The sequence below is a fragment of the Cellulomonas palmilytica genome (assembly GCF_021590045.1).
Taxonomy (GTDB): Bacteria; Actinomycetota; Actinomycetes; order Actinomycetales; family Cellulomonadaceae; genus Cellulomonas; species Cellulomonas palmilytica.
In genome coordinates, this window is the sequence record NZ_CP062221.1 from 3,432,930 (window position 1) to 3,446,343 (window position 13,414).

Below are 13,414 nucleotides of genomic sequence, written 5' to 3' on the forward strand. Positions count from 1 at the left end.
CCTGGCCGCAGCCGGCCGGTCCGGCGCGGCGAACCCGTCAGGCCGTGAGACGGTCAGGCGGTCAGGCCCAGGCGGCTCATGCGGCGCGTGTGCTGCGCGGTGAGCTCGCCGAACACCTTCGCGGGCGCGTTGGGCGTCGCCGTGCCCGCAGCCGGCGCGTTGCCGCCGTCGGCGGTCGCGTCCCCGGCTTCGGCGGGCTCGGCGGCCGCGGCAGTCACGAGCCGCTCCAGGGCCGGACGCTGCGCGATGAGCCGCTGGACCGTGCCGAGCGCCTCCCCCACGAGCCGGCGGCCCCACAGCGCGAGCCGCGAGGACAGCACGCCGTCGCGCGACCCCGCGGCGTCGAGCTCGGCGACCGCGAGCTCGGCGTGCGACGCGTCGTCGAGCACCTCGAGCACGACCGCGCGCGAGCGCTCGTCGAGCCCCTGCGCGGCGATCCGGCAGAAGTCGTCCGCGACGCCGTAGCCGACGTACGCCTTGAGCAGCCGCTCCCACCAGGAGCTCGGCTGCGTGCGCTCGTCGAACTCGGTGAGCACGTCGTCGAACTGGCGCATGGTCGCGGCCGGGTCCGCGCCCAGCTCCGCGACGCGTGCGAGGACACGGTCGCGACGCTCGACGGCCGCCGCGGCGAACCGCGAGAGCGCGAGCCGCTGCTCGACGTCGGGCGCGATCGCGCAGTCGCCCGCGAGCCGGACGAACGCGGTGTGCTCGAGCTGGGCGACCAGGCCCAGGAGCTCGAGGGCGTCCGCCGTCGACGGCGACGAGGCCGAGGGCGAGGGGGTCGGCGCGGCGTTGCTCATCCGAGGATCGTAGAACGCCCCGCGCCCCGGCGGTTGAGACGCTGATCACGCGATCGCGTGAGACCGCGCCGACCGCACCCGGACGGTCGTCGGCTACCCTGGACGGGTACATCGGTTGCCCGGTCGGCCACGACCATCTCGCACGTCTCTCCCGCACGCTCCCGCGCACGCGACGAGACGTAGCCCGCGAGTTCGACATCCGCGATCGGCTGCCGGCCACCCGTGGTGCCCCCGCTGCGCCCGGCGCGCGACCCGTCCCCCGACGGCGACGCCCGACCGGACGGCGCGCGGCCGCCACCCTGCACCGAAGAGCACACGTGACCCAGACGCAGACGAACCTGCCCGCCGACGACCTCGGCGCCCCCGACACCACGAGCGAGCACGCCTCGGCCCTCGCCGCCCCCTCGACCCGCCCCCTGGTGAGCACGGCCGCGTCCGTGCAGGCCGTGGACGCCTCGTTCGCCGACTTCGAGGTCCGGCCCGAGATCGTCCAGGCGCTCGCCGACGCGGGCATCACGCGCCCGTTCCCGATCCAGGCCATGACGCTGCCCGTCGCGCTGTCGGGCCACGACATCATCGGCCAGGCCAAGACCGGTACCGGCAAGACGCTCGGCTTCGGTGTGCCGCTGCTCAACCGCATCGTCGCCCCCGGCGAGGAGGGCTACGACGCGCTGCGCGCGCCGGGCAAGCCCCAGGCGCTCGTCGTCGTCCCGACGCGTGAGCTCGCCGTGCAGGTCGCGGGCGACCTCGCGACCGCGTCCGCGCGCCGTGCGGTGCGGGTCGTGCAGGTCTACGGCGGCCGCGCGTACGAGCCGCAGATCGACGCGCTCAACAAGGGCGTCGACGTGGTCGTCGGCACGCCGGGCCGCATGATCGACATGCTCAAGCAGCGTCACCTGGACCTGTCGCACGTGCGCACGGTCGTGCTCGACGAGGCCGACGAGATGCTCGACCTGGGCTTCCTGCCGGACGTCGAGACGCTGCTCGCGGCCACGCCCGCGTCGCGCCACACCATGCTGTTCTCGGCGACCATGCCCGGGCCGGTCGTCGCGATGGCCCGCCGCTACATGTCGCAGCCGACGCACATCCGCGCGCAGGACCCCGACGACGACGGCAGCCAGACCGTCAAGAACATCAAGCAGGTCGTCTACCGCGCGCACGCGCTGGACAAGGTCGAGCTGCTCTCGCGCATCCTGCAGGCGCGCGGCCGCGGCCTGACGATCGTGTTCGCGCGCACCAAGCGCACGGCCGCGAAGGTCGCCGACGAGCTCGTCGAGCGCGGGTTCGCGGCGGGCGCGCTGCACGGCGACCTGGGCCAGGGCGCACGCGAGCAGGCGCTGCGCGCGTTCCGCCACGGCAAGGTCGACGTGCTCGTCGCGACGGACGTCGCGGCGCGCGGCATCGACGTCGAGGACGTCACGCACGTCATCAACTACCAGTGCCCCGAGGACGAGAAGACGTACCTGCACCGCACGGGCCGCACCGGCCGCGCGGGCAACAAGGGCACGGCCGTGACGTTCGTCGACTGGGACGACATGCCGCGCTGGGGCCTGATCGACAAGGCGCTCGGCCTGGGCAACCCCGAGCCGGCGGAGACGTACTCGAGCTCGGCGCACGTGTACTCCGACCTCGACATCCCCGAGGGCGTCAAGGGTCGCCTGCCCAAGGACAAGCAGACGCGCGAGGGTCTCGCCGCCGAGGCGATCGAGGACCTGGGCGAGACCGGCAAGCGCACGCGCCAGGGTGCGTCGGGCGGGCGTGACCCGCGCGGCGGCCAGGGCGGCGCGCGCGGCCGGTCCGACGAGCGTCCGGCCCGTGACGCCGGCGGTGACGCGGGCGAGGGCGGTCGTCGCCGTCGTCGTGGCGGCCGTGGCCGGGGCGCCGGTGGCGAGGGCGGCGCGACGGAGGCGCGGCCCACCGAGGCCGGCGCGAGCCAGGCTCCGCAGTCCGCTCCCGGCGCGGGCGTGCCGGGAGCCGACGAGGGCGGCGAGCCCCGCGCGCGACGGTCGCGCAACCGCCGTCGCACGCGCGGCGGGCGCCCCGCGGGCGAGTCCGGCGCGACCGAGGCGAGCGAGCCCGCCGGCGCCTGACCGGCCTCCGACGACCCGCACCACGACGAAGGCCCCCGTGCTCCACGGGGGCCTTCGTCGTGCGTCCGACGCCGCTCGTCGGCGGGGTCGTCGTCAGCGCGGCGTCAGGACGCGTCCTGCACGAACGCGACCACCGCGTCCGCGATGAGCTGCACCGCGATCGCGGCGAGCAGGAGACCCGCGATGCGGGTCACGAGGATCGTGCCGGAGTCCTTGAGCACGCGGTGGATGACGTTCGCGAACCGCATCGCGAGGTAGAGGGACACGTGCACCGCGACGACCGCGAGCGCGATCGCTGTCCAGTCCCCGACGGTGCCGTCGGCCTGCTTGACGAACACCATGGTCGCGACGATCGCGCCGGGGCCGGCGAGCAGCGGCGTGCCGAGCGGCACGAGCGCGACGTTGACCTTGGCGTTCGGTGAGGCCTGCTGCTCCTCCATCTTCCCGGTGAGCAGCTCCATCGCGATGAGCAGCAGCAGGAGCCCGCCGGACGCCTGCAGCGCCGCGAGCGAGATGTGCATGTACGACAGGATCGACTGGCCGAAGATCGCGAACGACACGATGACGCCGAGCGCGACGGCGACGGCCTGCCACGCGGCCTTGTTGCGCTGCTTGCGGGTCATGGCGCCCGTGAGGCCGAGGAAGATCGGCACGGTCCCGGGCGGGTCCATGATGACGAACAACGTGATGAAGACCGACGCGAACAGGCGCGGGTCGAAGACGTCGGTCACCTCGCCGCCTCGTCCCGGACCGCGCGGGTCGTCCTCACACGGGCCGTGCCCGCACGGCCGGTGGGGCCGCTCGTCGTCGTCGCTGCGCCGGGGTCACCGGACCACATCACTCGTGCCTCGTTCCTCGATCACGGCCAGGATCTCCGGCCGGGTCAGATTCTCCCCCAGCGCGTTGACCTTCCCCGCACCGTGGTAGTCGCTGCCCCCGGTGACGAGCAGCCCGAGCCGGTCGGCGATCGCGCGCAGCCGCTCGCGCTGCGCGGGTGAGTGGTCGCGGTGGTCGACCTCAAGCCCGGCCAGACCGGCGGCGGCGAGCTCGTCGAACGTCTCGTCGGGCACGATGCGCCCGCGCGCGTCGGCCCCGGGGTGCGCGAACACCGCGACTCCCCCGGCGGCGACGATCGCGCGCACCGCGTCGGCGGCCGCGGGCGCGTAGTGCGGCACGTGGTACGGGCCGTCGGCGCGCAGCAGGTGCGCGAACGCGGCGTCCCGGTCGGGCACGACGCCGTTCGCGACGAGCGCGTCGGCGACGTGCGGCCGGCCGACGGTCACGGCGTCACCGGCCTGCGCGAGCACGTCGTCCCACGTGATCGGCACGTCCGCGGCGAGCAGGTCGACCATGCGCTCCGCGCGCGTGAGCCGCGCGTGGCGTGTGGCCTCGAGCTCGGCGACGAGCGCGGGGTGCGTCGGGTCCTGCAGGTAGGACAGCAGGTGGACGCTCACGCCGCGCCACCGGGCGGACACCTCGGTGCCGCGCACGAGCGCGACGCCGTGCTCGGCCGCCGCGAGCGCCGCGGGCGCCCAGCCGACGGTCGTGTCGTGGTCGGTGAGGGCGAGGACGTCGAGCCCGGCGCGCGCGGCGGCCGCGACGAGCTCGGCGGGGCTCTGCGTGCCGTCGGACGCCGACGAGTGGGCGTGCAGGTCGATGCGCACCCCGGAACCGTATCGAGCCTCGTCGGCGGCTCGCACGCCTCGTGCGTCCGGCGCACGGTGGGAAGATGGCGGGATGAGCGACGACACCGCAGCCCCCGACGCCACGACGAGCGCTCCCACGGCTGCCGGTCCCGGCGACCCGGGCTGGCAGGAGGGGCAGCCGCTCGAGGAGCGCGGCGCGAACCGTTCGCAGCGCCCCGGGTCGGCGACGTTCCTGGAGTTCGTGACGTCCGGCTGGGCCCCGCGCCCGGCGTCCGAGGTGACGCGCAGCCCCGCGGCGGACTTCACGGCCGCGCGGCGCAGCGCGCTGTCGGGCAAGTTCCCGGGCCGTCGGCTCGTCGTGCCCGCGGGCACGTTCAAGGTGCGCTCGAACGACACGGACTACCGGTTCCGCCCGCACTCCGCGTTCGCGCACCTCACGGGGCTGGGCGTCGAGCAGGAGCCCGACGCGGTGCTCGTCCTGCACCCCGTGGACGACGGCACGGGCGACGACGGAAGCGGCCACCACGCGGTGCTGTACCTGCGGCCGCTCGCGGGCCGGGACACCACCGAGTTCTTCTCGGACTCGCGCTACGGCGAGTTCTGGGTGGGTGCGCGCCCGACGCTCGAGGACATGGAGACGCTCACGGGCATCACCACCGCGCACCTCGACGACCTGCGCGACGCGCTCGCGAAGGACGTCGGCGAGGGCGGCGTGCAGGTGCTCGTCGTGCCGGAGGTCGACCCCGCGGTCGAGGCCGTGGTGGAGGAGATCCGCCGGCAGGAGGCCGAGCGCACGGCGCAGCAGGAGGAGCGCGACGAGCACCTCGTCGAGGCGCTGTCCGAGCTGCGGCTCGTGAAGGACGCGTACGAGGTCGAGCAGATGCGGCTCGCGGTCGCGACGACGATCGAGGGCTTCGAGAAGGTCGTGCGCGCACTGCCCGCGGCCCAGGAGCACGCGCGCGGCGAGCGCGTCGTCGAGGGCACGTTCGTCGGCCACGCACGCCAGGAGGGCAACGCGGTCGGCTACGAGACGATCGCCGCGGCCGGCGAGCACGCGACGACGCTGCACTGGATCGACAACGACGGCCAGGTCCGCGCGGGCGAGCTGCTGCTGCTCGACGCGGGTGTCGAGGTCGACTCGCTGTACACCGCGGACCTCACGCGCACGATCCCGGTGGACGGCACGTACACCGAGGTCCAGCGCCGCGTGTACCAGGCGGTGCTGGACGCGGCCGACGCCGCGTTCGCCGCGGCCGTGCCGGGCGCGCGGTTCCGGGACGTGCACGCTGCGGCGATGGAGGTCATCGCGGCGCGCCTCGAGGAGTGGGGCCTGCTGCCGGTGACGGCCGAGGAGTCCTTGCACGCGGACAACCAGCACCACCGCCGCTGGATGGTGCACGGCACGAGCCACCACCTCGGCATCGACGTGCACGACTGCGCGCAGGCGCGCGCCGAGCTCTACCTCGACGGCGTGCTCGAGCCGGGCATGGTGTTCACGATCGAGCCGGGCCTGTACTTCAAGTCCGACGACCTGCTGATCCCGGCCGAGTACCGGGGCATCGGCGTGCGCATCGAGGACGACGTGCTCATCACCGTCGACGGCAACGAGAACCTCTCGGCGGCACTGCCGCGCGACCCCGACGCCGTCGAGGCGTGGATGGCGGGGCTGCTCGGGCGCTGACGCGCTACGCGGTGGGGCCGGTGGTCGTCGGGCCGGCCTCACCGGACGCGGCGGGCGGGCGGTCGGGCGACTGGTCGACGGGCTGGTCGACGGGCTGGTCGACAGGCTGGTCGGCGGGCTGGTCGGCGGACGGCTGGTCGGCGGGCTGGACGGGCGCGGGCTGGGCCGGGCGCGCGGGCCAGCCCGACACGACTCCGCCGACCTCGCTCAGGAGGTTGCGCGCCTGGTTGGCCTTCTCGGCGTGGCACAGCACTGCGTAGGAGGCGGCGACGATCTGGCTCGCGGACGTGAAGTCGCGTCGCCCGCGCGTGAGCGAGTACGTCAGCACCGAGAACAGCAGGCCGAACGCGCCACCGATGAGGATCGCGGGCAGGAACGGGCTGCTCCCGCCGGGCTCGGAGAACAGCGACAGCAGGATGCCGACGAACAGGCCGAACCACGCGCCGGAGACGAACCCGCCGGACGCGGCGCGCGAGTAGGACAGCCGCCCGGTGACGCGCTCGACCATCTGCAGGTCGGTGCCGACGATCGTGACCATCTGCACGGGGAACGCCTTGTCGGCGAGCAGGTCGACGGCCTTCTGCGCCTGCGCGTACGTGTCGTACCGCGCGACGGTCTCGCCCTGCGGGGGTGTCGGGGTACGCGGGATGCGGGCCTGGCCTGGGAACGACATGGCCCGATCCTCCCCCGCCGAGCTGGGCCCGCGCCAGCACGCGCCGCGACGATCTCTCGGCGACCAGCGGGAACGCGACGCGCGCCCGCGGCGCGGGCGTGACGTGCGGGCGGGGCCCCGGCGTCTAGGCTGGCCGCGTGAGCAGCGTGGGCACCCGGGTGTTCGTCGCGCGCCTGGCCGGCACCACGGTCTTCGACCCGCTCGGTGACCAGGTCGGGCGCGTGCGCGACGTCGTCGTGCTCGTGCGCCCCAAGGGTGCGCCGCGCGCCGTCGGGCTCGTCGTCGAGGTCCCCGGCAAGCGCCGGGTCTTCCTGCCCCTGACGCGCGTCACCGCGATGGACCCCGGGCAGGTCATCTCGACCGGCCTGGTGAACATGCGCCGCTTCGAGCAGCGCGCGTTCGAGACGCTCGTCGTGAGCGAGCTGCTCGACCGCACGGTCGACCTCGCCGACGGCAGCGGGTCCGCGACCATCGAGGACGTCGCGATCGAGCTGCAGCGCAACAACGACTGGGTGGTCACCAAGCTGTTCGTGCGGCGGGTCGTGCCCGGGCACCGCGGGCTGCTGCGCCGGCGCGGCGAGACGCAGCTCGTCTCGATGGGTGAGGTCACCGGCCTCGCGCGCGCCGCGGGTCAGCAGGGCGCGGAGCTGCTGCTCGCGCAGTACGAGGACCTCAAGCCCGCCGACCTGGCCGACGTGCTGCACGACCTGGGCACCACGCGGCGGCTCGAGGTCGCCTCCGCGCTCGACAACGACCGCCTCGCCGACGTGCTCGAGGAGCTGCCCGAGGACGACCAGGTCGCGATCCTGCAGGGGCTCGAGCTGGGCCGCGCGGCCGACGTCCTGGAGGCCATGGAGCCCGACGACGCCGCCGACCTGCTGGGCGAGCTGCCCGACGAGCAGGCCGCCGAGCTCCTCGAGCTCATGGAGCCCGAGGAGGCGAAGGACGTCCGGCGCCTGCTCGCGTACGAGGACAACACCGCGGGCGGTCTCATGACCACCGAGCCCGTGATCCTCGGCCCCGAGACGCCGATCGCCGCCGCTCTCGCGCACGTGCGCCGCCAGGACCTCACGCCCGCGCTCGCGTCCATGGTGTTCGTCGTGCGCCCGCCGCTCGAGACGCCCACCGGCCGGTACATCGGGGTCGTGCACCTGCAGCGCATGCTGCGCGAGCCCCCGCACGAGGCGATCGGGTCGATCGTCGACACCGACATCGAGCCCATCGAGGCCGGCGCTCCCCTGATGTCCGTGACGCGCCAGCTCGCGACCTACAACCTGCTCGCGCTGCCGGTCGTGGACGCCGACAAGCGCCTGCTGGGCGCGGTCTCGGTCGACGACGTGCTCGACCACCTGCTGCCCGAGGACTGGCGCGAGCAGGACGACGAACCGGGCGGGGCGAGGGTCGTGAGCGCACCCGGTCCGCGGCACGCGGCCAAGCCGGCGGTGGGCCGTGGCTGAGCGTCTCGACCAGCCGCGCGAGTCGCGGCGCTCGCTGCTGCCGCGCCCGTCGACCGACCAGGACGCCGCGGGTCGCGTCTCGGAGAGCATCGCGCGCTTCCTGGGCACGCCGTCGTTCATCTTCTGGCTGACGATCTTCTGCGTCGTGTGGCTCGGCTGGAACTCGTGGGGGCCGGAGGAGCTGCGGTTCGACAAGGCGTCGAACGGCTTCACCGCGCTCACCCTGATGCTCTCGCTGCAGGCCTCCTACGCCGCTCCCCTGATCCTGCTCGCCGCCAACCGGCAGACCGACCGCGACCGCGTGCAGGCCGAGCAGGACCGGCAGCGCGCCGAGCGGAACCTCGCCGACACCGAGTACCTGGCGCGCGAGATGGCGGCGCTGCGCATCGCGCTGGGCGAGGTCGCGACGCGCGACTTCGTGCGCTCCGAGCTGCGCAACCTCCTGGAGGACCTCGCGGAGCACGACGACGAGGACGGCGACGACGGCGAGGCGGCGGACAGGCCCGACCCGCGCCCACGCACCGACCGCAAGACCGACCGACGACGCGCGGGCACCTAGACGACCGTCGTCGCCGTGACGCGACCTGCGGGCCGGTCACGGACCAGGGCCGGACGGCCCGCGCTCGTCGCGCCGTGGCCGACCTAGCATGGTCGCCGTGCCCCCGACTGACGAGACCCTGACCCAGGCCGTCCACACCGCGCTCGCGTCCGTGCAGGACCCCGAGATCCGGCGCCCGATCACCGAGCTCGGCATGGTCCGCTCGGTGACGGTGGACGCCGGGCGCGTGGTCGTCGGCCTCGACCTGACGACCCCGGGCTGCCCGCTCAAGGACACGCTGACGCGCGACGTCACGGCCGCGGTGACGCAGGTCGACGGGGTCGACGAGGTGAGCGTCCAGCTGGGGGTCATGACCGCCGAGCAGCGCGCGGACCTGCGCCGGCTGCTGCGCGGCACGGACGCGGAGCCGACGATCCCGTTCGCGCAGGCGTCGTCGCTGACGAAGGTGTTCGCGATCGCGTCGGGCAAGGGCGGCGTGGGCAAGTCGTCCGTGACGGCGAACCTCGCGGTCGCGATGGCGGCCGACGGCCTGCGGGTCGGGGTGGTCGACGCCGACATCTACGGCTTCTCGATCCCGCGCATGCTGGGCGTGGACCGGCCGCCGACGAAGGTCGACGACATGCTGCTGCCGCCGGTGGCGCACGACGTGAAGGTCGTCTCGATCGGCATGTTCGTGCCGCCGGGCCAGCCGGTGGTGTGGCGCGGGCCGATGCTGCACCGCGCGCTGCAGCAGTTCCTCGCGGACGTGTTCTGGGGCGACCTGGACGTGCTGCTGCTCGACCTGCCGCCCGGGACGGGCGACATCGCGATCTCGGTCGCGCAGCTGCTGCCGGGCTCGCAGATCGTCGTCGTGACGACGCCGCAGGCCGCAGCGGCGGAGGTCGCGGAGCGGGCGGGGTCGGTCGCGGTGCAGACGCGTCAGCAGGTCGTGGGCGTGGTGGAGAACATGTCGTGGCTCGAGCAGCCCGACGGCTCGCGCCTCGAGCTGTTCGGCTCGGGCGGGGGCGAGAAGGTCGCGGCGCGCCTGACGCAGCTCACGGGTGGGACCGTCCCCGTGCTGGGTCAGGTGCCGATCGACGTGACGCTGCGCGAGGGCGGCGACGTGGGCGAGCCCGTGGTGCTGAGCCACCCGGACTCCCCTGCTGCGGTCGCGCTGCGCGAGGTCGCGCGCACCTTGGGTGCGCGCCAGCGGGGTCTCGCGGGGCGCTCGTTGGGCCTCTCTCCCGCAGGGCGGTGACCGCGACACCCGTCCGGGTGTTTGTTTCTGTTGGGTCATGTGTGACGATGTTCGAGTGCTGGCGACCCAACGACAAGAAATGATCCTCGCGGCCGTGCGTGAGCACGGCGCGGCCCGCGTCTCCGACCTCGTGGTCGACCTCGGCGTCTCGGACATGACGATCCGTCGCGACATCGCCGAGCTCGCCCGTGCGGGGCTCGTGCGCCGGGTGCACGGCGGGGCGGTCGCCCCCGAGGGCACGCGCGCGTCCGACGAGCCCGGCTTCGAGGTCAAGGTCGAGCACGCCGGGCCGCAGAAGGCCGCGATCGCGCGCGCCGCGCACGCCGACCTCGAACCCGGCCAGACCGTCGCGCTCTCCGCGGGGTCCACGACGTACCGGCTCGCCGAGCTCGTCGCGCAGGACGCGACGCTGCGCCCGTTCACGGTCGTGACCAACGGCCTGCGGATCGCCGACGCGCTGCACCGCGCGGTCGCGCCGCGCGACCTGGAGGTCGTCCTCACCGGCGGGGTGCGCACCCCGTCCGACGCGCTCGTCGGCCGGGTCGCGGACGCGTCGCTCGCGCTGCTGCGCGTCGACCGCGCGTTCCTCGGCGTGCACGGGCTCGACGAGTCCGGCCTCACCACCCCGAACCTCGCCGAGGCCGCGACCGACCGCGCGCTCATGGGCTGTGCGGCCGCGACGACCGTGCTGGCCGACCACACCAAGTGGGGCACCGTCGGGCTCGCGAAGATCGCCGACCTCGACGAGGTGGACCTCGTCGTCATGGACGACGACGCCCCCGCCGCGGCCCGCCGCCTGCTCACCGACCGCCTGCAGACCGTCGCAGACGCATCCCCGACCCCCGGCGCGGACGCCTCCCGCACCCCCACCCCGCACCAGGAAGACGAGGCATGAGCACCCCCACCAGCACCAGCACCGGCACCAGCACCGCAGCCGTGCGCGTCACGAGCACCACGCTCGCCGACGGCCGCGACCTGTTCTACTTCGACGACTCCGAGCCGTACGTCTCGGGCGCCGCGACCCGCCGGCTCGACGACCCGCGCCCCCTGCCCGACCGGTTCGCGCCCGACGAGCACGGGGACCTCCCCGCGGGCCCCGAGCTGCGCCGCGACCCGCTCACGGGCGAGTGGGTCGCCATGGCCGCGCACCGCATGAACCGCACGTTCCTGCCGCCCGCGGACGCGAACCCGCTCGCGCCCGCGAAGCCCGGCGCCGCGTACCAGGACGGCGAGATCCCCGCCGAGGACTACGACGTCGTCGTGTTCGAGAACCGCTTCCCGTCGCTGCTGCGCGTCCCGGGCGTCACCGACGAGGTGACGCTGCGCGGCGACGAGCCGCTGTGGCAGACACGCCCTGCGGCGGGTCGGTGCGAGGTCATCTGCTTCTCGGCGGACCCGACCGCGTCGCTGCGCACGGTGAGCCCGCGCCGCATGCGCACGATCATCGAGGCGTGGGCGCACCGCACGCTGGCGCTCCACGCGACCGAGGGCATCGAGCAGGTGTTCGTGTTCGAGAACCGCGGCAAGGAGATCGGCGTCACGCTGCACCACCCGCACGGCCAGATCTACGCGCTGCCGTACCTCGCGCCCCGCACCGCGACGATGCTCGCGACCGCGGCCGAGCACCGTGCGCGCACCGGGCGGCTGCTGGGCCGCGACGTGCTCGACGCGGAGCTGCGGGCCGGCACGCGCGTCGTGCTCGAGTCGGAGCACTGGGTCGCGTACGTGCCGTTCGCGGCGCGCTGGCCCGTCGAGGTGCACCTGGTCCCGCGCCGCGACGTCCCCGACCTGCCCGCGCTGACCGACGACGAGCGTGCCGACCTCGCGACGACGTACCTCGAGCTGCTGCGGCGCCTCGACCTGTTCTTCGTCGACGACGAGACCGCGATCCCGCTGCCCTACATCTCGGGCTGGCACCAGGCGCCCGCGCGGCAGGGCCGCGACGACTGGCGGCTGTCGCTCCAGCTGTTCTCGGTGCTGCGCGCACCGGGCAAGCTCAAGTACCTCGCGGGCGTCGAGTCGGGCGTCGCCGCGTGGGTGTCGGACACGACGCCCGAGCGCATCGCGACGCGCCTGCAGGAGCTCGCATGACGACGTGGGTGCCCGCGTGGGACACCACGACGGGCGAGCAGCGTGCCCGCGCGGTGTTCGACCGCGCGTTCGGCATCGCGCCCGACGGCGTGTGGTCGGCACCCGGGCGCGTCAACCTCATCGGCGAGCACACCGACTACAACGGCGGCCTGTGCCTGCCGGTCGCGCTCGCGCACCGCACGTTCGCGGCCGTGCGGCGCCGCGGCGACGACACCGCGCGCATGGTCTCCGCGTGGGACGCGAGCGTCGTCACCGCGCTCGAGCTCGCGTCGGTCGCACCCGGGGCGGTGGACGGCTGGACCGCGTACGTCGCGGGGGTCGCGTGGGCGCTGCGCGAGCGCGGGCGGCCGGTCGCGGGGTTCGACGTCGCGGTCGACTCGTGCGTCCCGGTCGGGTCCGGGCTGTCGTCGTCCGCCGCGCTGTCCTGCTCGGTCGCGCTCGCGCTCGATGCGGTCAACGCGCTCGCGCAGGACCGCGCGGCGCTCGCCGCCGACTGCGTGCGCGCCGAGAACGAGATCGCGGGCGCCCCGACGGGCGGCATGGACCAGGCCGCTGCGCTGCGCACCACGGCCGGGCACGCGCTTCTGCTCGACTGCCGCGACCTGTCGGTGCGGCACGTCCCGTTCGACCCGGCCGCCGAGGGGCTCGCGCTGCTCGTCATCGACACGCGCGCCGAGCACGCGCTCGTCGACGGGCAGTACGCGCAGCGCCGGGCGACGTGCGAGCAGGCGGCGCGCCTGCTCGGCGTGACGACGCTGCGTGACGTCACGGACTCCCCCGCCGACGCGGAGCGCGCCCTGCGGACGCTGACCGACGGCACGCCCGAGGGCGACCTGCGGGTGCGCCGCGTGCGGCACGTGCTCTCGGAGATCGCGCGCGTGGGCGAGTTCGTCGCGCTGCTCGACGCGGGACGCCTGCGCGAGACCGGCCCGCTGCTCGACGCCTCGCACGCCTCGCTGCGCGACGACTACGAGGTGTCGTGCCGCGAGCTCGACGTCGCGGTCGAGGCCGCGCGTGCCGCGGGCGCGCTCGGTGCGCGCATGACGGGCGGCGGGTTCGGCGGCTCCGCGATCGCGCTCGTCGAGGCGGACGCGCTGGTCACCGTCGCGGACGCGGTCGACGCGGCGTTCGCGCGCGAGGGGCTGCGCCCTCCGGCGTTCGTCGTCTGAGCCCGGCACCC

12 protein-coding genes are annotated in these 13,414 nt (G+C 74.7%); 8 read left to right on the top strand and 4 right to left on the bottom strand.

Annotated elements, in window-relative coordinates:
* Window positions 1-53: 53 nt before the first annotated feature.
* Window positions 54-800 carry a ferritin-like fold-containing protein gene (locus F1D97_RS15470; RefSeq protein WP_236121385.1) on the bottom strand — a complete coding sequence of 249 codons (747 nt, stop codon included), beginning with the start codon at window positions 798-800 and terminating at the stop codon, window positions 54-56.
* A 317-nt stretch (window positions 801-1,117) separates the two neighbouring features.
* Here F1D97_RS15470 and F1D97_RS15475 point away from each other — a divergent pair, with 317 nt between their 5' ends.
* Window positions 1,118-2,890 carry a DEAD/DEAH box helicase gene (locus F1D97_RS15475; RefSeq protein ID WP_396022535.1) on the top strand — a complete coding sequence of 591 codons (1,773 nt, stop codon included), beginning with the start codon at window positions 1,118-1,120 and terminating at the stop codon, window positions 2,888-2,890.
* A 104-nt stretch (window positions 2,891-2,994) separates the two neighbouring features.
* Here the strand turns inward: F1D97_RS15475 and F1D97_RS15480 are convergent, their stop codons facing one another.
* Both F1D97_RS15480 and F1D97_RS15485 read right to left on the bottom strand, forming a co-directional pair.
* Window positions 2,995-3,621 carry a MarC family protein gene (locus tag F1D97_RS15480; RefSeq protein ID WP_236121386.1) on the bottom strand — a complete coding sequence of 209 codons (627 nt, stop codon included), beginning with the start codon at window positions 3,619-3,621 and terminating at the stop codon, window positions 2,995-2,997.
* Between the two features lie 93 nt (window positions 3,622-3,714).
* Complete coding sequence (locus tag F1D97_RS15485) at window positions 3,715-4,554, bottom strand: PHP domain-containing protein (protein WP_236121387.1); 840 nt, start codon at window positions 4,552-4,554, stop codon at window positions 3,715-3,717.
* A gap of 73 nt (window positions 4,555-4,627) precedes the next feature.
* Here F1D97_RS15485 and F1D97_RS15490 point away from each other — a divergent pair, with 73 nt between their 5' ends.
* A complete protein-coding gene (locus F1D97_RS15490; RefSeq protein WP_236121388.1) occupies window positions 4,628-6,217 on the top strand; it encodes an aminopeptidase P family protein in 1,590 nt (529 codons plus the stop codon).
* A 4-nt stretch (window positions 6,218-6,221) separates the two neighbouring features.
* Here F1D97_RS15490 and F1D97_RS15495 read toward each other — a convergent pair whose 3' ends face one another.
* Window positions 6,222-6,890 carry a stage II sporulation protein M gene (locus F1D97_RS15495; RefSeq protein ID WP_236121389.1) on the bottom strand — a complete coding sequence of 223 codons (669 nt, stop codon included), beginning with the start codon at window positions 6,888-6,890 and terminating at the stop codon, window positions 6,222-6,224.
* Between the two features lie 137 nt (window positions 6,891-7,027).
* Between F1D97_RS15495 and F1D97_RS15500 the strand changes: the two genes are divergently transcribed.
* The 6 genes from F1D97_RS15500 to galK all read left to right on the top strand — a co-directional run bounded on the left by F1D97_RS15500 (window position 7,028) and on the right by galK (window position 13,403).
* The gene (locus F1D97_RS15500; RefSeq protein WP_236121390.1) at window positions 7,028-8,347 is read left to right on the top strand and encodes a magnesium transporter MgtE N-terminal domain-containing protein; all 1,320 of its coding nucleotides are present in this window, start codon (window positions 7,028-7,030) and stop codon (window positions 8,345-8,347) included.
* A complete protein-coding gene (locus tag F1D97_RS15505; RefSeq protein ID WP_236121391.1) occupies window positions 8,340-8,906 on the top strand; it encodes a DUF1003 domain-containing protein in 567 nt (188 codons plus the stop codon). The genes F1D97_RS15500 and F1D97_RS15505 overlap by 8 nt, the downstream gene beginning before the upstream one ends.
* 88 nt (window positions 8,907-8,994) lie before the next feature.
* Window positions 8,995-10,143 carry an Mrp/NBP35 family ATP-binding protein gene (locus F1D97_RS15510; RefSeq protein WP_236121392.1) on the top strand — a complete coding sequence of 383 codons (1,149 nt, stop codon included), beginning with the start codon at window positions 8,995-8,997 and terminating at the stop codon, window positions 10,141-10,143.
* Between the two features lie 55 nt (window positions 10,144-10,198).
* Window positions 10,199-11,038, top strand: a complete 840-nt coding sequence (locus F1D97_RS15515; RefSeq protein WP_236121393.1) for a DeoR/GlpR family DNA-binding transcription regulator — start codon at window positions 10,199-10,201, stop codon at window positions 11,036-11,038.
* Window positions 11,035-12,234 (top strand): galactose-1-phosphate uridylyltransferase, encoded by a 1,200-nt coding sequence (galT, locus tag F1D97_RS15520; RefSeq protein ID WP_236121394.1) that lies wholly within the window; start codon window positions 11,035-11,037, stop codon window positions 12,232-12,234. Before F1D97_RS15515 ends, galT begins: the two co-directional genes overlap by 4 nt.
* On the top strand, window positions 12,231-13,403 hold the full coding sequence (galK, locus tag F1D97_RS15525; RefSeq protein ID WP_236121395.1) for a galactokinase: 1,173 nt from the start codon (window positions 12,231-12,233) through the stop codon (window positions 13,401-13,403). Before galT ends, galK begins: the two co-directional genes overlap by 4 nt.
* The last annotated feature ends 11 nt before the right edge of the window (window positions 13,404-13,414 follow it).